The organism is Bacillus sp. LQ16 (assembly GCF_057784645.1).
Window position 1 is genome coordinate 3,299,569 of sequence record NZ_CM173491.1, and the last position, 18,680, is coordinate 3,318,248.

Consider the following 18,680-nt stretch of genomic DNA (forward strand, 5'->3'; position numbering starts at 1 on the left):
TCCTAATTATTGAAATATTAAAAACATTTTAATTATAACAATTTCAAGTGGAGGTAGCGAGGTTTAAATTGCCTAATAGCCGAATATCGTTCGAGCGTTACCAAGCTAAAAAATTGCATCAAAAAAACAAAAACGTTTATACTCTCCACTAACAGAAACATTAACAAAAACCCAGTCATGCTTTATACATAACTGGGTTCTCCATCGTTTCATAATTTTCTATTTCACAAGAACTACATCTCGTAATTCCCTCTTCAACACTTTTCCTAAAGCATTTTTCGGTAACTCATCTATGAATACCACTTCTGGTATTTTGTAACTGGCTAATTTCTGTTTACAATACTGAGTAATACTTTCTTCTGTTAATATTGTTTCGCTATCCTTCACAATGAAAGCTCTTGGAACCTCTCCCCAAAAGTCATCTAGAACTCCAACTACTGCAACTTCTAAAACACCATGTATTTCATGAATAACATCTTCTACTTGATCTGGATATACATTGTCACCACCGCGTATAATAACGTCTTTATATCTTCCCATAATATGCAGGAATCCATCGTCATCTATCATGCCAGCATCACCCATGTTAAACCAGTTATCTTTTACTACCTTCTTTGTCGCCTTTTCATTATTCCAATACCCTTTAAACATGTATGGACTTTTCACATGAATCTCTCCAACTTCATTTGTTGTTAGTTCATGTCCTGTTTCCGGATGAACAATTTTCACCTCTACATTTTTCAAGGTTTTTCCTACAGAAGACATCTTTTCTTTTCCCATCATTGGATGCCATGAGGTTACAACCCAACCTTCTGTACTACCATAACCTTGCACCATATATATTCCTTTTTCCATATATTTTTGAATGAGTGTTTCTGGCACTTTTGTACCACCGCTTTGTGCTACTTTAAAGGTTGAAATATTACGTTCTTTTTTATTTAATTCATCAAGCATGTAACTATAAACAGCAGGGAACGCAAGCATCGTAGTAATTTTCTCTTCTTCAATCTTATCCCAAATAAGAGTAGGATTCGAATCAGCTAAGAAAATCATCGTAACGCCATGATAAATACAATTTAAAATAGAAAGCACGCCACTCATATGGAACAATGGATGCACAGATAAAAAGCGTTCACCTGCTGGTATTTCTCTTTGTCCCGCAATTTCAGCAAAATAGTGATGTAAGTTTTTATGTCCAATTACACATGCTTTCGCCTGTCCAGTCGTTCCTGAAGTAAATAAGTAAATGGCGTCGTCTTCTTCATGAACTTCTACGTTCGGTTCTGTCGTTGGCTGTTTTTGCAGCTCTAATTCAAATGAACCAAAACCTTCTTTTGTCGTTTGAATTACATAAGGAATTTCTTTAACAGCATCAACATTTAATAACACTTCACTAAATTCTTCATCAATAACTAACACTTTTAATTTCGCTTCTTTTACAATTGTTTCTAATTCATATACAGTAAGCTGATGATTTAGCGGAATAAATACCGCTCCAATTTTTAAACTTGCCATCATAACGCTTGGAAATGGGTGATTATTTTTGCATAGTATTCCTATACGATCTCCTCTTTGCACACCATTATGTAACAAATAATGTGCAAGCTGATTTACTCGTTCATTATATTGCTGAAACGAATATCTTTTCTTCCCTCCTACAAGCGCTTCCAAATTTGGTGACTGCATTGCTCTCTTTTGTAATAATTGTCGCATCGTTCTCAAGTAAAACTCCCCTTTATATATGTTAGATTTTTTATTTTACCAGATTAATTATTAATTTACTAAAGATTACACTTAGTGAATATAAGAAGAATATAAAATAGCCATTTACTTCACAAGTAAATGGCTATTTTTCATTATATATTAGAATACTTCTTGTTCATTACATATTGCACATACTCAGGTGCACTTTTATCAATCTCTTCATCACTTAGTTTATATTCTGCACCATATAAATAAAAGGAAGGTATAAATTCCATACCTGTATATAGGCATGTAGCTTGGAATGGTTTCGTCAACTCATCCATTGTAATCCCACTATTTTCATAGTCTTTTTCTAATCCACCTATAGAAATAGCTACACCAAATTCTTTCTCCTTCACTTTATCTCCTTGTGATCCGTACGCAAATCCATATGTTAATACATCATCGAACCATTTTTTTAATAATGGTGGTGTGCTGTACCAGTAAAGCGGAAATTGAAATATATATCTGTCATGTTCTACTAATAACTTTTGCTCTTCTTCAATATTAAACTCCCAATCGGGTGCCACCTTATATAATTCATGCACCGTAATTTCATCTGAATGTTTCTCAAGTTCTTCTATCCATCTTTTATTAATTTTTGATTTTTCAATATGAGGGTGTGCTACAATTACAAGTGTTCTCATCATTTTCCAGCCCCTTTATAAATTAATCAATCCTTTACGTATTAGTATGAATGAGTTACATATAATTGAAAAGTACGTACTTTCAGGTACTATAGGAACCTTGAAGTACCTTTGGAGGTGTTATATGAATCAAAATGATAATTGCCCAATTGCAACAACACTCGATGTAATCGGTGGAAAATGGAAAGTTCATATTTTATGTATTTTGTCGGATGGAAAAATGCGAACAAATGAAATTAAACGAGAAATCCCAAACATTACACAAAAGGTTCTTACACAACAACTTCGGCAACTTGAAGCTGATGGGATTATCTATCGTACCGTATATCAAGAAGTACCACCAAAGGTTGAGTACACCATAAGTGAATACGGAAAATCTTTAATGCAAATAATGAATGATCTGTTTGAATGGGGAAAAGATCATCAGATTAAAAGATTACATGACTAAAAAAGCACTATATACTTTGTTTAATCCTCAACGTTCATATTTTTTATTTCTATAAAGTTTATTTTCATCATTTTTTAGCTAACTTGTTTTCTTAGATTGATGGACGTGACCCCACATCCATCAATCTAAAAAGATACAATTAGAAAAATGAGATTTCTATAAAGTTTCGCATATAAACACTACTTCCGCCTCATTAAGCGCTCGCTCTACTTTTTCTAATCTCAATTGTACGTAAGCTATAAAGAAGCACCCCTAAACCGAGAATTTTTTTATTATTAGACGCATTAGAACCTAAGGTAATAGTAGGTACATTTAGACCCATAAACCTTTCACTCCATTCTATAGGCATATAAAAAGATACTCCTTAAAAATAAAAAACGCTATTCTCTCTGTAAAATCATAGAAAAGAATAGCGTTTTTTATTTTGAAATAGAAGTATGTATTTAAACTAAACATGCTAATATTGATTTTGTGCGATTGTCAGTTACCTCATAATAAATTTCTAATCCTTTCCGAGTACCTGTAACCATTTTAGCAGCTTTTAGTTTAGATAAATGTTGACTAATTGTACTTTGAGGCATTTGTAAATCCCCATACATTGTTGTTACATTAGTAGGACCTTTTGCAAGCATTATTTTTACTAAAGATAGACGAACTGGATGCGCCAATACCTTTAACACCTCAGCGATTTCTTGAAACATTTCTTTTTTTTCTTTCATCTTATTTCTCCCCTTTTATATACATATTTATGTTATCCATATATATAATTCGAAGGTATATGCGTTTTTGTGTCCGTCATTTTAAAAAAATATAAAAAAACTTTAATCCGAAACTAAAGGATTAGCTTAACATACTGTCTCACTATTCATAATGAATAGGAATCTCGTTATAGAAGCAGCAGTTTTTATGCTACAACTCTACATTCAACTAACTAAAATCAATGAAAAAAAGAGCAGATAGTCCGCTCTTTTATGATGCCTCCTTATGTTCCGTGGAATGTTTAACACTCCCCAGTCTCTTTAGTTTATTCCACCCTACCGCTACTCCTCGAAGCGATGAGAATATAGATTTAATGACAACATAAGTCATAAATTGACGATAAATAAAACGTTGTAAAATTAACCATGCCAATGGTTTTGGGTTCTCTTCCTCTAATTTAAATGCGAACAGAGAAGCGAGAAGATCCATTAAAAAGAATACAAGATAAAATCCTAAAACTTTTAGCGGATTACTACTAAATAGTCCTATAATCATTAATATATCTGCAAAAGGAGCAATGAATTGCAGAACATATTGGAATAACCACATATTAGGCAGTGCAATAAATCCTAATGTTTTATGTTTTGAATTACACAACGCTTTTCGATGTTTCCAAAGACATTGAAGTGTACCATATGACCAACGATATCGCTGTTTAATGAGACTTTTCACATCCTCAGGTGATTCCGTAAAAGCATGCGCTTTTTCTTCATATACAATTCTATGCCCTTGACGTAAAAATGTAATAGTAAGATCCGTATCTTCTGCTAATGTATCTTCGCTTAAATATCCAGATTCAACTACATTCTTCTTGCGCCACGCCCCAATAGCTCCTGGAACGACTGTAATACAATTTAACTCATCAAAAGCTCTACGTTCTAAATTAAACCCTGTAATATACTCAACATGTTGCCAAGTAGTTAACAAATTCCGTCTATTCCCCACTTTGACATTACCTGAAACTGCAGCTACATTCTGATCTTCAAAGTGTCTAACCATTAAAGAAATAGCATCTTGCGCAATAATAGTATCCGCATCTAAAGTGACAATGATTTCTCCTCGCGATTGTTGAAACCCTTGGTTCATTGCCGATGATTTCCCGCCGTTTTCTTTCTGAATGAAACGAACTTTAGGGTGTTTATAAAATGTTTCTTTCATTACTTTTGACGTACCATCTGTCGATCCGTCATCCACAACAATAACTTCAAATTCTCTATAATTACTATTCAAAATTGAGCGAATCGTCTTAGCTATCACCTTTTCTTCATTATATGCCGCTATGACAACACTAACAAAAGGTTGATAAGACGAATTAATATAGCGAGATAACGTCTGTCTTTTCTGCTTCCATGCAAAATAAATTAAGAATAAGAATCGAAAAACCCCTAATCCAATAGCGATATAAAAAATAGTTGTTAATATATGCTTAAAATATCCAGCTCCTGAAAAGACAGCTTTATTGTAAAGTAAATATTGCTTCCCCTCAGAAGAAACAGGAGGCATAATTTCATCTCGTTCTTTATTCATTAAATCTGAAATTGTTACAAAACTATATCCATGCTTTTTTAGGTCTTTAATAATGATTGGGAGCGCCTCTACTGTATGTGTACGATTCCCTCCCGCATCATGGAGAAGAATAATATTTCCCTCTCCCTTATAAATGGGATTAAGAGCACGCTTTACTAATTCATTTGTTGATGGTGTTGCCCAGTCTTCGGGATCAACTTTTTCCGCTACCATTGTATAGTTCATATTTTGTGCACGTAAAATAGGCAATATTTCATTTGATGAATCCGGGTTAGCATCCGCTTCATATGGCGGTCTAAATAAAACCGTAGAATGTCCAGTTACTTCCTGAATTAAACGTTGCGTCGTATTAAGTTCTACTTTCGTTCGTAGTAAAGACGTATCAGCTATGTTAGGATGCTTGAAAGTATGATTGCCAATTTCATGCCCTTCATCGTATATTCTTTTTACAATACTAGTATTTAGTTGTGCGTTTTCACCAAGTACAAAAAAAGCAGCTTTTATTTGATTCTCTTTTAATATATCTAAAATTTCTGGCGTATATTTCGGGTCTGGTCCATCATCAAATGTTAATACTACTTGTTTCCCATTTGGTTTTCCATATCGTTGCACTTCATATGCAGATGGTAAGGATTGATATACTTCATCTGTAAGGTAACCATCTTTGCCTACTTTAAAATCTCTCAATCCATTTTTTCTTTCATTCTCAATCTGTAAAATTTCACCTTGTCCAGAATAATTTACTTCATCTAAACTATTGATTTTATGTAATACATTAGGATTTTTTTGTGCCTCAATCGGATTTTTTAAAACTTTCCATATTGTAGGGTCTTCTGCTCCTAGTCTCCATAACGCAAATCCCTTTGCATGATTGTCCATTGCGATTTTCACTTGATTATAAAGAGTTACACCGTCTAAGAACCAAGCAGTATGTTCTTTCCCTTCTGTTTTATACCTAAAATAAGGGTTTCCACTCATTTTATCCCATTGAATTTTCATATTTGAATCATGAGCCATTGCCATAACTTCTGAGAAAGTTAAAGACTTCGCAGCTTCTTTACTATTTACTTGCCAATCATATCCATAGTTACCGAAAGCAACTATAAGCTTATTAGACGGAATATTCAGTTCTTTCAATGTATGTTGGAACCATTTATTTGAAGCAATTGGTCCTGGTTCCCCGGCTCCATAGTGCTCATCGTACATCATTACAATCATTCGATCTATTATTTTTGCTAACGCACTATAATCAAAAGCCTTATCATTAGCTGGAACATCTTGTGTAACGAGCAAATCATGTTGATGAAATTCCGTAGTAAGTTCTTTCATAAAATTTGTTAAGTTTTCTCTATCACTTTCAGGTACGGCCTCAAAGTCAATATTAATTCCTGAAAAATGATTCTTTTTAACTTGGCTTACTAAATCATTAATAAACTTTGTCTTTACATCATTTGAGGAATTCAGTAACTTATGAATTAGCCCACTATCAGGACCAGAAGCTTCCTCAGTATAGTTAGTAAGCAAAGGCATAATCTTCACTTGATTTTTTTCTGCCAACTTTACTATCTCAGGTTTTATCTCACTTCTAATCGTTAAATCTGCTTTTAAATGATACCACTCTGGTACTAACGTAGTTAAGGAATCGATATTTTCTTTTAAAGAAGCGGTACTATTTTCATCCCAATTTACATAAAAACCATACACTTCTTTAGGTTGTTTACTATCCTTCGGTGGATTCACCAAATTTTTATTATCCTTCGTTTCGGTATTTGGGTTAAATTCTTCCTTCTTTAACTGCTGATCACTAAGTTTTTGATTAATTGGTACAAGTTTAGTATCTTGTTGTACAGCGGTATTCATATTTGGAATTTCTGGTGTTGAAAAAATACTTTGAAAGAAAAAATAGAATACAACACCTACACTAACTATTGAGATACATAGAAACCAAATAAAGGCTATATTTCTCCTTCCTTTCGGATCATAAAAAACAGGTTTTTCTTTATCTTTCTCTTGTTGAATGTTTTTCTCCATTATATTTTTCACATACTCCTTCTTAATAGAACTATAAAATAATAAAGTGCAACTTTAATCAGCCCTCACCAATTGGGCATTTACAAGCAGCCCAACTCCCACCTAACTTCTTTGCCCCAGCCAAATTTTGAGATGGGAGTTTTACTGCCCACAATAGCGAGAGAAATCCTTTTAGCTTTGAAATGAATCTCTCACTTCCATATTCTATTGATTCTTCTTTTCATTCCCTTGCTGGTGGCCTCTATTTTCTTGTTGAGACCCCCTACCATTGTTCCCTTGCTCGTTTCCATCATTTTCTTTCTGAGACCCCCTACCATTGCTCCCTTGCTGATTTCCATTATTCCCTTGTTGAGATCCTCTTCCATTGTTCCCTTGCTGATTCCCATTATTTCCTTTTTGAGATTCTCTTCCGTTGTTCCCTTGCCCATTTCCATTATTTCCTTGTTGAGATCCTCTTCCGTTGTTCCCTTGCTCGTTCCCGTTATTTCCTTTTTGAGATTCTCTTCCGTTGTTCCCTTGCCCATTTCCATTATTCCCTTGTTGTGAGCCTCTTCCGTTGCTTCCTTTCCCATTTCCATTATTCCCTTGTTGTGAGCCTCTTCCGTTGTTCCCTTGCTGATTCCCATTATTTCCTTGTTGAGCTTCTCTACTTTTATTCTCCTGTTGATTCCCTCTATTTTCTTGCTGAGATCCTCTTCCATTGTTTTCTTTTATTTGCTTCGATGGCTGTTCCTCTGTTTTCTTTTGTTCTTTCTGCTCTTGCTTTTCATATTTTTTTTCGTCTACAGGAGATAAATCCATTGATGCATCAGGAGATGACTCCGGCTGTGATTGCACCTCTTCTTCATTTTCCACCGGATTAGGCGGCGTGGCAGGAGGAGTAAGCGATTTGTTTTTCTCATTCTCTTGCTTTATATAGACACCTGTGCCAATTCCAGCTTTTCTAGCATTCTCTCGTACTTGCATCGTGCTACTTTGATATTCAACTGTAATATGTTTTAACTCATATTCTTTCTTCAATTCTTTCATTGCCTTTTCTAACTGTGGTTCTAGCGCCTTGTCCTTTGCAACAGCTGTTAGCATAACTTGCTTATCATTCGTTAAATACTTATCCTCTTGACTTTGCTTTATAATAGTACGTATTACTTCTTGTAATTGTTTATTTTCCCATTGCTTCAATTCTTTTAAAATACGCCTTCCATCATCATTACAAGCCTGTAAATCTATAACACGAAAATCCTTCGTTACGCTCACCTCTAAACTTGGATTTATATCAACTGAGACGTAAGCAAATACTTTTTCTTCTGGTTGGTTGTAGAAAAACAGCACTGCAAATAGAAAACAAGCAACAAGTATTGATGCAGGTTTTAAAAAGGAAGGGATCGAAAAATGCGATGCTTTTTGTTCTTGCTCATCAAATGAGATTTCCTCCCCAATCATGCAAGAATCCCCTTTTCTTTTACACGTAATAAACTCTCCATTTGGTGTTAAAACAACTACGCTATGCTTTTTTATATCCATCACAATTCCTTTATTCATCATGCTTTTCCCCTCTTATGTAATCCAGAATATATGTATAGTTGTTTGCAAAAATAATACACATTGCAATAATGTATTTTCTATGTCGTTCCAACGTTTTACGACTTACCCTAACACGCGGTTCAATATGTTTAAGCGGTAACTTTTTCTTTCGGAACAGCTCTTCCATCATTTCCTCTTCTTTTATAATAATTTTTACAATTTCTATTAAGTGCTCACGCGTATCACGATGCTTAGGAGATTCTTTAGCAAGCTCTGAGAATGTGATTTTAAACTCAGCTAGCACACTTTGAAAATGAAGAATTTCCTCCTTACGGTTACTATTTTCCATCGCTTTCATATACTCCGTAAGCGACACTTGCATTTCTAACATTTCCTCTTGCTCATCTTCTTTTAAAAAGACAAAGTTATGTTTAGACTCCTTACGTATATAGTCAATTACATCTCTTTTTATAAGAAGATCAGCAAACGCTAAAAAGGATTTTCCTTTTGTATATGAATACTGTTCAATTGCTTCGTTAAATGCAAACAATCCAATGCTATATTCATCATCCTGTTCTGTAATATATCGGCGGCAGACAGATGAGATTGATTTTCTAATAAAAGGCTGATACTGTACGATAAACGCTTCTTTATCTTCTTCGTTGTTTTGTATGTTACATACGATATCTTCTATTTTCGGTTTTCTTAAGATCTTCATTACTAAACTCAACACTTGTAATCTCCCAGCCTCCTTCAAATAGCAAAATGGCCACTACAAAAGTGACCATTTAACCAGATTTTCTTGGTACTTTTCTTCGGTCTTGTTTTCTTGCTGTTAGTTATATTTTTAGAGTCTAACGTTTTCTTAATGATTTTTCCTTTTCTCTCGGCACTACAGTTAAGTTTGTATTTTTATCTACTTTCTTATTTTCTACCGTTCGTTTTGCTTATTCTCTTTCTATTTTATCTGCAATCCTTGAATAACTCTTCTTTATATAATTGGTAATTTCATCCTTCCATTTTGGATGCCCACTTAATCTAGTAATTTTATTAATGCTTCTATATTCTTTCATAGTCATTTTTCTTCTATTTATTTTCTTCACTATACATATTCGGAGGAATACATAGTTTTATGGGGGTCAAAAAATATTTTCATAAAAAAATACATATTTATTTCAAAAATAAAAACCATCAATTTGAAAAAAGATAATCAAATTGATGGTTTTCTTATAATATCTATTAAATTAAGTTGGATTCTCATTATATCTAAAAAAGTACTAGCTATCCTCTGCCGATTTTCTCCATTTTCATCTTTCTTGTTTATCATAATATGTCTTATCTGCGTATTTTCTATCATTTCCTTTTAGATAAGCTAAAATTACTTTTGGATTTTTAAGTAAAGTCCAGTCTCCATATGTATCAAATCTTCTGCATGAAGTTATCATTCCATTTTTAATAGTACCGAATTTCTTATTATTTTTCTTTCCCCACTCTTTTAAACGTTTAGCGAAATCTGCATCTTCTGCCATAAGCATGTTTTCATTAAATCCGTTGATTGCCATAAAGTCTTTTCTATAGCACCAAAAAATCCCTACAGATATAGCTCCGTACTTAAAAAGTAAGGGGATTATGATTAACATTGCGGAGAGAAATATTCCTAAAGATATTCTTTCAAACTTCCCATTTACCCCACCACCAATGTATGTACCTGAAGCTAAATATTTATCTACATTAGACAACATAGACTCTGTCATTATGGTATCAGCGTCTATAGTGACGATTATTTCTCCATTAGCTATTTTAGCCCCTGCATTTCGAATTTTAGATAAGTTTTTATCGTTATTTTTCAATGTAACACAATTATAAGATTTTGCTATTTCCTCTGTTTTATCTGTACAACGATTTAAAACAACTATAACTTCCGTTTGCTCTTTATATGCCTCTGATGCCTTTGCAATTGAATCTAAACATTTTCTAATGTACTTTTCTTCATTATGCGCAGGAATTATAATAGAAAACTTCACATCTTTTTTCAAATTAACTCCTGAAGATTCGTTTGTCTCAGTCATAATATTCCCCCCTTATTTTATAAGGTAAATATCTACTATACATAAATTATATTAATATTTATTAGGTTATATTATAGAAACTGACGGTAAAGAGGCTCTTACTGTCGACGTTCAAAAGCAAGACGTACAGCAAGCCCCGTTAAAACACTTGCCATAAGCCAACGCTGTACTCGTAGCCACGTCGGGCGTGTGCCAAACCATTTTGCAATTCTACTTGCTGTACATACAATTACAAGGTTAACTATAAAGCTAACAGTGATTTGCGTAAGCCCCAAAACTGCACCTTGAAAAAGCAACGATCCCTTCTCTAGATCTTCAAATTGAGGTAGAAGTGATACATACAAAATAGCAATCTTTGGATTCAGAAGATTCGTCATGAGTCCCATCAGAAATAATTTCCTTGGTGGCTCATTAGAAATCATACGAGGTTCCATAATAGATGTAGCACCCGGTTTAATCGAATTCCAGGCGAGCCAGAGCAAGTAAGCAGCACCTGCCCACTTTACTGCTTCATATACAGCGGGAACAGCAACGAATAGAACTGTAAGTCCAAACATAGTTGCGATTATATAGATTACAAATCCGAGCATGATGCCCAATAAAGAAATAAATCCCGCCATACGTCCTTGCGTAATGGAACGGGAAATGAGGTAAATCATATTAGGCCCAGGTGAACAAACCATGCTAAGCGAAACAATTGCAAAAGCTACCAATGTACTCAAGCTGACCATAAACCTTCCCCCTTTATTTTACATAAAATTTCCTATTGTACATTTTATCATAATTGAGGAGAGAAAAGATTAATATAAAACGATGCAGCTAAGTAATAGTATCGGATCGAATGTATTGTAATCACATACCTCTCATTCTCTTAAGTAAGGATCTAAGAGTACCCTATCCATAGAGCTACTAAAACCACTACAAATAAAGCTAAACAACATGTGATATTTCGAATCCACTTTTGTATATCACCAAAATACCTTTCTATATATAGCGTTGATAGTAAGCATAAGAAATAAAACAAAGAAAGGCAGCGAGGTATAGGTCCATTTTTATCTTCATGGCTGGAATTATACCCCTTACCAAACTTCTAAATAAAATGTATAGCTGAGTAGTTACCTTATTTTCCAAAAAAATTCTGATTATTTCTTTTTCACTTCTTCTACAAATTCCCATGTCTCTCCGTTATCTTTTGATTGATAAAGTGCACTACTATCGCCATTGTAGTCTCCATCTGCCCCTTGTCCAACTAACATATTAAAAACCCCATCTTTCTCATATGGCATACTAGGTGAATCAAAAGGACTTATTGTGGACTGTGTATGATCTAATTTCACTTCATGCGGCGGATATTCTACCTTTTTGAAAGATACTCCCCCATCATCTGTGCGATATAACTCTCCTTCATTACCAGAAGGCCTAATTGCTCCTAAAAACCCAAGTTTATCATTTATAAAAGTGATTCCTGATACACTACCAATCCCCCCATTAAATGGGTCTGGATTGATAACCTCCCATGTTTTCCCTTCATCACTAGTCTTGCTTAATGAATAAAAGGCGCTCCCTAATGCTTTATCTGTCATATTTAGTTTATAACCAACTTCTTTCGATAGGAAAAACTGTTCTTTTTCATTCTTTAAATCTTGTTGTTTCTTCTCTTTAAGCATATCTTCTTTTGGAGGCGTCTTTGATTTACTCCAACTTGCGTCACTTATTAAATTATATCTAGCAGGGACTAGCTCTTGCTCTTTTCCAGGGACAAATATAGATACAGTATATCCAATGATATCAGAAGCTGCTTTTTTAAGACTCTGCCCCTTACCATCCTCAGTAATATTAATAATTCCCTCTGTATTGGATCCCCAATTCCTTTTTCCATAATAAATCAACCCATACTTACTTTCATTCCATTTTTTGACCGTTTGCTTAACTGGGATCGCCTTAACCGTTTTAATTAAAGGTTCTACTAATTTATCATCATTATAATCAGGCTTTGCATATCCATCTCGTATTATAGTAATATCTTCTGATTTCTTCTTATTATAAGAGATTAAATAAGTTTCTTCTTTCCCATCAACATTTTTCCCATAAACAAATGTATCAAACGCTGTGATTGTTCCATCTGAATGAAATGTAAGATCAAAATCAGTTGCCATATACAATTTCTTTGGCAAAGGATATTTTTTATTTATATCTTCAAAAATACCTTCTACTCCAGATTTATATATATTATTATGTTTAAGTTTAACTGACCTTTCATGTTTTAACTTTTCTATAAACCATGCCAATTTGCCATTGTAATTTATTGCACTTTTATAAATCTGCATCCCATAAAATGATGTAATTGTAACAATAATGATAATAGAAATGGATCTCCATACTATTGAATTAGTTAATTTTTTAGATTTATATTCTCTATTTTTCATCACCCGCATTGTAGTAAATGCAGTTATGGATATAAAAAGTACTATACATAATAACATAATATAAATATTATAATTCATTCTTCCGTACTTACAGTATAAGGCCAACTCATAACAAAAAATCCCATATACAATTATTAGTATTGGATTTGTTACTAATGACAGAAGTATCCTTTTTGTATTTTCTCTAAATATAGAAACCACCCCTAATTACATGAATTACTGATATTAAGTATACTTTATTGTAAAGTAACAAAAAAGCTATTTAATCTTGCCGCAAAAAATACAATAGACATCTTTCTATTAAAGCCGTTTACAAATCTAGTTGTTTCATAGACAATGGATTTTTGAGTGAATACTAAAGTTGCTTCATTTATATGAATTACAAATCCAAGCATGATGCTTAATAAAAAAATAAATCCTGCCATACGCCCCTGTGTAATGGAATGAGAAATAAGATAAATCAAAATAGGCTCACCATACTAAGTGAAACAAGCGCAAAAGCTAGCAAAGTACTCAGGCTGACCGTAAACCTTCCTTCTTTATCTTACATAAAATTTCCTATTGTACATTTTATCATGATTGAGGAGAGAAAAGATTAATATAAACCGATGCAGCTAAGTAATAGTATCGGATCAAATGTAGTGTAATCACATATTTCTCATTCTCTTAAGTAAGGACTAAAAATAACCTATCCATAGAGCTACTAAAACCACTACGAATAAAGCAAAGCAACATGTAATATTTCGAATCCACTTTTGTATATCACCAAAATACCTTTCTATAAATATAGCGTTGATAGTAAGCATAAGAAATAAAACAATGTAAGTAAAAGATCCCAATTTATCGTTAAATTTTTCATTAGTAAATGTACTTACATGAAGGAATAGAAAAACAAACGTTACTATGAATAGCTCAAATAATCTTTTTTTATTCAATCCGCCACCACCTTACAGGAATTCCCTTTTATTCCATTTTATCAGAACATACTGTGTAGCAGTATATGAATATTATATTCATTTCAAAAAGGCCAACAATACAAGATCGTTAGCCTCTACTTTCCATATTCGCACCTTTTATCACTTTACTTCCTAACAACCGGAATCCACATTTCACCAAATACTAGGCCATTTCTCTGTCCCATCTCAACCGTTGTATTAGGTCCACCAACATAGGCAAAATCCTTTGCTTCTGGTAAAGCTTGACCGAAGGCGATGCCAGTAAGCTTATTACTTAGCTCTTTAGCCGTTTTGTCTTCCCCTTTCACTACTAAGTATTCTCCCCTCGGAAACTGAATCACTCTAGATTCTTCCTCTATTTGTGCTTCTGTCATGACACCCGCATAATACATCATTTTGTTATTCACCGCTTCGCTCACGGAAAAAATGTATTCATTTGTAGCTAAAGCTTTTAAAGTGTCCAGCCTTCCATCTTCTTTAACAGCCGACCAAAAGTCTTCCTTTTCTTTATTTATTCCAGCAAAGTCTGTGTATTCACTCTTAATTTCAGTTCCAATACCTAACACAATAAAGCTATCTTTTTCTTCTATAGTATAATTTTTCATATTCAAAACCTGCCTCTTTTTTTATTAATCAAACGATTTATCTTTTCATCTGATACGTTTATAATACCTTTAAACCATGTCAAAAAATGATACTGTTTAGGAGACTAAAATGAAAAAGGTTGAACGGATTAATACAATTATGCGGTATATCAACAACCGCTCTCACTTTACAATTTCTGAAATTATACAAGAATTTAACATATCACGGTCGACAGCTATTAGAGACATTAGAGAAATTGAAGCTATGGGAATGCCACTTGTCGCTGAAGTTGGGAGGACCGGGGGATATTTTGTTATGCACAACTCTATCCTGCCCGTTGTTCGCTTTACTGATAATGAAGTGAAAGCTCTTTTTATTGCCTTTATGGCTACGAGGAATCAACAACTTCCCTACCTAAAGAGTCGTCAATCTTTAGCCGAAAAACTACTAGGACTCATCTCAGAAACCCAGCAAGATGATCTCGTTCTTTTAAATCAACTCTTGCTTTTCCAAGGGACTAACCCTCATAATCCCGATCTACTCGAGCTTTCTGATCTCCCCCATCCTATGTTAGAAAAACTCATTCAAATCCTTCTTTTGGATAACCATTTATTGATTACTATGAAAGAAGATGAAGAAATCAAGTCTTATCCAATTTATCTATTGCACCTTTATCAAGAAAAAAGCCATTGGATCATTGAAGGGTTTGACTTAAAAAAAGAAAAGAAGATGATGTTTCCTGTCGATGATCTCATTAATATCGAACCATACACGACGAACAAAAGGCTAAATAAGAAAAAGATTTTAGAAAAACTAAGTAAGAAGGACGAAGCAATTAACCTTGTATTTGAACTTGGTCCGACAGCAATTGCCCAGTTCAAAAAATACCATCCTTTAAAAATTTCAATATCTTATACTAATCCTTACCAATCCACAGCCATTTTAAAAACTTTTATCAATGTTAACAATCCCGATGAAGTGACGGAAATAATAAATTGGCTGCTTTTTCTAGGGAAGGATATTAAAATCAAAGAAATACCCGATGAAGTATTAGCAGATTTACAAAAACGAGTGTGCTTATACATTCCATAAGCAGTGAGCCTCAAATATTAAGCTTTATCACTGGATAATTATCCTATTTTTAAATACCATTTCATTTACTACAATGAGAGCATGATAAATAATAAAAGCACGGAAAATCTCCCGTGCTTTTCTAAATATATATTATTCCTGAAGGTTTCGTTTATCACGTTTCTTACCCTAACTGACGTTTAAATGCTTTACTGGCGAAAAAGTAAGAGATGACCATTATACCTACGCACCAAGCGAGCGCAATCCAAATATCGTTACCAACAGTTCCTTCATATAAAAGAGCACGAATCGCATTCACGATTGAAGTTACAGGCTGATTCTCCGCAAACACACGAACAATTTTTGGCATCGTTTCGGTAGGTACAAAGGCCGAACTAATAAATGGAAGAAAAACTAGCGGGTACGAGTAAGCAGTCGCCCCTTCCATAGACCTCGCTTTCAATCCTGGAATGATAGCTAGCCATGTTAGCGCCAGCGTAAACATCCCTAGTATCCCAGCTACTGCAAGCCAATCTAGAATATTAGCGCTGGAACGAAAGCCCATTAAGAGTGCAACAAGAATAACCACCACGATAGTAAGTACATTAGCAACCAGAGAGGTTAAAACGTGAGCCCACAATATCGATGAGCGCTTAATAGGCATCGTAATGAAACGTGCCATCAGCCCACTCTTTACATCCGTAAAGAGTCGCACGGAAGTGTAAGCTACACCGGATGCGATAGCCATTAGCAAAATTCCCGGCAATAAATAATTGACGTAATTTTCCGTTCCTGTTTTTATTGCGCCGCCAAACACGTAGACAAATAATAGCATCATCATAATCGGCGTAATCGCTACTGTAATAATTGTATCCGGGCTGCGCATAATGTTACGCATTAAACGACCTAGTAATACACCTGTTCTACTTTTCATTTACATCTCCTCCTTTTTACCAATGATCGCAAGGAAGATTTCTTCCAATGTCGGTTGCTTTTCGATATACTCCACTTTTGCTGGCGGGAACATCTCTTTTAGTTCAGCAAGAGTACCTGTCGTAATAATTTTTCCGCCATGCAAAATAGCGATACGGTCTGCTAGTTGTTCGGCTTCTTCCAAGTACTGAGTCGTAAGCAAAATCGTTGTGCCGCTACCGGCAAGTTCCTTGACTGTATCCCACACTTCGATTCGCGCTTCAGGATCAAGTCCAGTCGTTGGTTCGTCAAGAAAAATAACTGCTGGCGCCCCAATTAAACTCATCGCGACATCAAGCCGGCGCTTCATCCCGCCTGAATACTGATCTGCCCTTTGGTTTGCCGCATCAGTCAGGCTAAATCTTGCAAGTAGATTGTCAGCAACTTGAGCGGGATTGAAAACACCACGTAATTTGGCGATCATTATCAAGTTTTCCCTCCCAGTCAGCATACCGTCTAAAGCTGCGAACTGCCCTGTCAAACTGATACTTTGACGAACATGGTCTGGTTGACGCTGTACATCAAATCCGCAAATACTTACTTCACCGCTATCTTGCTTCATTAGCGTCGAAAGGATGTTAACCGTTGTCGTCTTTCCAGCTCCATTTGAGCCTAGCAGCGCGAAAATTTCTCCACGCTGCACCTCAAAATCTACCCCTTTTAAAACTTCCTTGTCTTTAAAGGATTTTTTCAAGCCTTTTACAGAAATCGCTGCATGACTCATACTTTTTTCCTCCCTATAAAAATGTTTTGCGAAGACTATTTATTTACCTCTATCTATTTAGTATCACTGATATTCTGTATTACTTAGTACCGAGTTAAAAATATAACTGAATAGCTATGATGGCAATTCATATGTGTAACCAGCTAATCAGTCGGTACTACTTATTCCATTTATTTTTTTCTCAATTTCTTCATAATACTTTCATTCAAATCTTCACGATACTTGGAGACGTAAGTTTTAGCATTTGCCACTAGTTCGTCAGCAAAGGAAGCCACGTCATCCCCAGTAATGTCAAGCACTTGTCTTCCTTCCGCTGCACCCGCTTCGAACAAATCGATTAATTCATACTGTATGTGTAACATATCCATCCCGTTACCCGCTGAAAAATTCCACATGTAGTTTTGAATTTTCTTAAATACAAATTGGTAGTCCTCTGGCAGAGCCTCAACTCGTGCCATCATCATTTTGTACTCTTTTTTATCACCAATTAACTTTTTGAACATTTCTAACATCTTATTTTCCTCCTTTTTTATAAAACCAAACAAGAAATTCTCAAAATATCGGCCGGAACATTTTATCTTATGAACCTATTTTGACTTCAAGACGTTAATTTTTGACGATACAAAATCCCATTTTTTCCAAAACAATTCAAGCTCCTGGCGGCCTTCTTCATTTAATGAATAAAACTTACGAGGCGGTCCCATATCTGATGGTTTCTTTTCAATATTCACAAGCTTTTTCTTCTCTAATCGTACGAGGATGGTATACACCGTACCTTCCACAACTTCGGTAAACCCAAGATCATTTAGGTGGCGGGTAATCTCATAGCCATACGTTTCACGGCGACTAATGATTTCCAGTACACACCCTTCCAGTGAACCTTTCAGCATTTCAGTTAAATTTTCCATGTCCTGATCCTCCTTTACCCCCTATTCTGTCTGACTTATATTCAGTATCACAGAGTACTAAGGCGAATTTTTTACTGAGTAGTTTTTTGAATCCATACTATTCAGTATCACTTATTACATCTACATTGTATGACTAAGTAGTGATAGATGTCAACTGATTTTCAAATTTTTTCTAAAATCCGCTATTACCTATTGTCTACTGAAAATATTTTGAGAAGCAACACTACTCAGTATTGCTTATTACAAGTACATTGTATGACTAAGTAGTGATGGATGTCAACTCGATTTTTATA

18 protein-coding genes and 2 pseudogenes are annotated in these 18,680 nt (G+C 34.6%); 2 read left to right on the forward strand and 18 right to left on the reverse strand.

Going from position 1 to position 18,680, the window contains the following annotated elements; translation table 11 throughout:
• Positions 1-219: 219 nt before the first annotated feature.
• Together AC3EMB_RS16575 and AC3EMB_RS16580 are read right to left on the reverse strand one after the other, a co-directional pair.
• The gene (locus AC3EMB_RS16575) at positions 220-1,713 is read right to left on the reverse strand and encodes a class I adenylate-forming enzyme family protein (protein ID WP_078401561.1); all 1,494 of its coding nucleotides are present in this window, start codon (positions 1,711-1,713) and stop codon (positions 220-222) included.
• A gap of 143 nt (positions 1,714-1,856) precedes the next feature.
• On the reverse strand, positions 1,857-2,390 hold the full coding sequence (locus tag AC3EMB_RS16580) for an NAD(P)H-dependent oxidoreductase (RefSeq protein WP_488517781.1): 534 nt from the start codon (positions 2,388-2,390) through the stop codon (positions 1,857-1,859).
• 124 nt (positions 2,391-2,514) lie between these two features.
• On the opposite strand from AC3EMB_RS16580, the gene AC3EMB_RS16585 reads away from it, so the two are divergent.
• Complete coding sequence (locus tag AC3EMB_RS16585; RefSeq protein ID WP_001072980.1) at positions 2,515-2,838, forward strand: winged helix-turn-helix transcriptional regulator; 324 nt, start codon at positions 2,515-2,517, stop codon at positions 2,836-2,838.
• 193 nt (positions 2,839-3,031) lie between these two features.
• Here the strand turns inward: AC3EMB_RS16585 and AC3EMB_RS16590 are convergent, their stop codons facing one another.
• The 12 genes and pseudogenes from AC3EMB_RS16590 to AC3EMB_RS16645 all read right to left on the reverse strand — a co-directional run bounded on the left by AC3EMB_RS16590 (position 3,032) and on the right by AC3EMB_RS16645 (position 14,732).
• Positions 3,032-3,187 carry a hypothetical protein gene (locus AC3EMB_RS16590; protein ID WP_488517155.1) on the reverse strand — a complete coding sequence of 52 codons (156 nt, stop codon included), beginning with the start codon at positions 3,185-3,187 and terminating at the stop codon, positions 3,032-3,034.
• 94 nt (positions 3,188-3,281) lie between these two features.
• On the reverse strand, positions 3,282-3,557 hold the full coding sequence (locus AC3EMB_RS16595) for an ArsR/SmtB family transcription factor (protein WP_000660066.1): 276 nt from the start codon (positions 3,555-3,557) through the stop codon (positions 3,282-3,284).
• Positions 3,558-3,807: 250 nt separating this feature from the next.
• Positions 3,808-7,155 (reverse strand): trifunctional glycoside hydrolase family 18/polysaccharide deacetylase/glycosyltransferase family 2 protein, encoded by a 3,348-nt coding sequence (locus AC3EMB_RS16600; protein ID WP_098033507.1) that lies wholly within the window; start codon positions 7,153-7,155, stop codon positions 3,808-3,810.
• 204 nt (positions 7,156-7,359) lie between these two features.
• A complete protein-coding gene (locus tag AC3EMB_RS16605; RefSeq protein ID WP_488517156.1) occupies positions 7,360-8,697 on the reverse strand; it encodes an anti-sigma factor domain-containing protein in 1,338 nt (445 codons plus the stop codon).
• Positions 8,687-9,409: an RNA polymerase sigma factor SigI gene (sigI, locus tag AC3EMB_RS16610; RefSeq protein WP_423117340.1), complete on the reverse strand. Its 723-nt coding sequence runs from the start codon at positions 9,407-9,409 to the stop codon at positions 8,687-8,689. Before sigI ends, AC3EMB_RS16605 begins: the two co-directional genes overlap by 11 nt.
• A gap of 574 nt (positions 9,410-9,983) precedes the next feature.
• A complete protein-coding gene (locus tag AC3EMB_RS16615) occupies positions 9,984-10,745 on the reverse strand; it encodes a glycosyltransferase family 2 protein (RefSeq protein WP_488517157.1) in 762 nt (253 codons plus the stop codon).
• A 98-nt stretch (positions 10,746-10,843) separates the two neighbouring features.
• Entirely contained in the window at positions 10,844-11,476 is a 633-nt protein-coding gene (locus AC3EMB_RS16620; RefSeq protein ID WP_488517158.1) for a LysE family translocator, read from the reverse strand.
• Positions 11,477-11,628: 152 nt separating this feature from the next.
• Positions 11,629-11,782 (reverse strand): annotated as a pseudogene (locus tag AC3EMB_RS16625) (DUF3963 domain-containing protein); the annotation flags it as partial.
• A gap of 105 nt (positions 11,783-11,887) precedes the next feature.
• Positions 11,888-13,372: a WD40/YVTN/BNR-like repeat-containing protein gene (locus tag AC3EMB_RS16630; protein WP_081366353.1), complete on the reverse strand. Its 1,485-nt coding sequence runs from the start codon at positions 13,370-13,372 to the stop codon at positions 11,888-11,890.
• A 169-nt stretch (positions 13,373-13,541) separates the two neighbouring features.
• Positions 13,542-13,649 (reverse strand): annotated as a pseudogene (locus AC3EMB_RS16635) (LysE family translocator); the annotation flags it as partial.
• Between the two features lie 199 nt (positions 13,650-13,848).
• Positions 13,849-14,106 (reverse strand): DUF3963 domain-containing protein, encoded by a 258-nt coding sequence (locus AC3EMB_RS16640; RefSeq protein ID WP_001036214.1) that lies wholly within the window; start codon positions 14,104-14,106, stop codon positions 13,849-13,851.
• 146 nt (positions 14,107-14,252) lie between these two features.
• Positions 14,253-14,732: a GyrI-like domain-containing protein gene (locus AC3EMB_RS16645; protein ID WP_002195671.1), complete on the reverse strand. Its 480-nt coding sequence runs from the start codon at positions 14,730-14,732 to the stop codon at positions 14,253-14,255.
• Between the two features lie 109 nt (positions 14,733-14,841).
• On the opposite strand from AC3EMB_RS16645, the gene AC3EMB_RS16650 reads away from it, so the two are divergent.
• The gene (locus AC3EMB_RS16650) at positions 14,842-15,804 is read left to right on the forward strand and encodes a helix-turn-helix transcriptional regulator (RefSeq protein ID WP_065212056.1); all 963 of its coding nucleotides are present in this window, start codon (positions 14,842-14,844) and stop codon (positions 15,802-15,804) included.
• 163 nt (positions 15,805-15,967) lie between these two features.
• Here AC3EMB_RS16650 and AC3EMB_RS16655 read toward each other — a convergent pair whose 3' ends face one another.
• The 4 genes from AC3EMB_RS16655 to AC3EMB_RS16670 all read right to left on the reverse strand — a co-directional run bounded on the left by AC3EMB_RS16655 (position 15,968) and on the right by AC3EMB_RS16670 (position 18,387).
• Entirely contained in the window at positions 15,968-16,717 is a 750-nt protein-coding gene (locus tag AC3EMB_RS16655) for an ABC transporter permease (protein ID WP_071731219.1), read from the reverse strand.
• The gene (locus AC3EMB_RS16660; RefSeq protein ID WP_069355998.1) at positions 16,718-17,479 is read right to left on the reverse strand and encodes an ABC transporter ATP-binding protein; all 762 of its coding nucleotides are present in this window, start codon (positions 17,477-17,479) and stop codon (positions 16,718-16,720) included.
• A gap of 170 nt (positions 17,480-17,649) precedes the next feature.
• A complete protein-coding gene (locus tag AC3EMB_RS16665) occupies positions 17,650-17,991 on the reverse strand; it encodes a DUF1048 domain-containing protein (RefSeq protein WP_000891986.1) in 342 nt (113 codons plus the stop codon).
• 75 nt (positions 17,992-18,066) lie between these two features.
• Entirely contained in the window at positions 18,067-18,387 is a 321-nt protein-coding gene (locus AC3EMB_RS16670; protein WP_000429488.1) for a PadR family transcriptional regulator, read from the reverse strand.
• Positions 18,388-18,680 lie beyond the last annotated feature (293 nt).

Excerpts from the sequence above, each read along its gene's own strand:
- AC3EMB_RS16615 (WP_488517157.1), bottom strand. The coding sequence starts at position 10,745 with ATGACTGAGACAAACGAATCTTCAGGAGTTAATTTGAAAAAAGATGTG.
- AC3EMB_RS16645 (WP_002195671.1), bottom strand. The coding sequence starts at position 14,732 with ATGAAAAATTATACTATAGAAGAAAAAGATAGCTTTATTGTGTTAGGT.
- AC3EMB_RS16620 (WP_488517158.1), bottom strand. The coding sequence starts at position 11,476 with ATGGTCAGCTTGAGTACATTGGTAGCTTTTGCAATTGTTTCGCTTAGC.
- AC3EMB_RS16670 (WP_000429488.1), bottom strand. The coding sequence starts at position 18,387 with ATGGAAAATTTAACTGAAATGCTGAAAGGTTCACTGGAAGGGTGTGTA.
- AC3EMB_RS16665 (WP_000891986.1), bottom strand. The coding sequence starts at position 17,991 with ATGTTAGAAATGTTCAAAAAGTTAATTGGTGATAAAAAAGAGTACAAA.
- AC3EMB_RS16580 (WP_488517781.1), bottom strand. The coding sequence starts at position 2,390 with ATGAGAACACTTGTAATTGTAGCACACCCTCATATTGAAAAATCAAAA.
- AC3EMB_RS16600 (WP_098033507.1), bottom strand. The coding sequence starts at position 7,155 with ATGGAGAAAAACATTCAACAAGAGAAAGATAAAGAAAAACCTGTTTTT.
- AC3EMB_RS16595 (WP_000660066.1), bottom strand. The coding sequence starts at position 3,557 with ATGAAAGAAAAAAAAGAAATGTTTCAAGAAATCGCTGAGGTGTTAAAG.
- AC3EMB_RS16605 (WP_488517156.1), bottom strand. The coding sequence starts at position 8,697 with ATGATGAATAAAGGAATTGTGATGGATATAAAAAAGCATAGCGTAGTT.
- AC3EMB_RS16660 (WP_069355998.1), bottom strand. The coding sequence starts at position 17,479 with ATGAGTCATGCAGCGATTTCTGTAAAAGGCTTGAAAAAATCCTTTAAA.
- AC3EMB_RS16655 (WP_071731219.1), bottom strand. The coding sequence starts at position 16,717 with ATGAAAAGTAGAACAGGTGTATTACTAGGTCGTTTAATGCGTAACATT.
- AC3EMB_RS16590 (WP_488517155.1), bottom strand. The coding sequence starts at position 3,187 with ATGCCTATAGAATGGAGTGAAAGGTTTATGGGTCTAAATGTACCTACT.
- AC3EMB_RS16575 (WP_078401561.1), bottom strand. The coding sequence starts at position 1,713 with ATGCGACAATTATTACAAAAGAGAGCAATGCAGTCACCAAATTTGGAA.
- AC3EMB_RS16585 (WP_001072980.1), top strand. The coding sequence starts at position 2,515 with ATGAATCAAAATGATAATTGCCCAATTGCAACAACACTCGATGTAATC.
- AC3EMB_RS16650 (WP_065212056.1), top strand. The coding sequence starts at position 14,842 with ATGAAAAAGGTTGAACGGATTAATACAATTATGCGGTATATCAACAAC.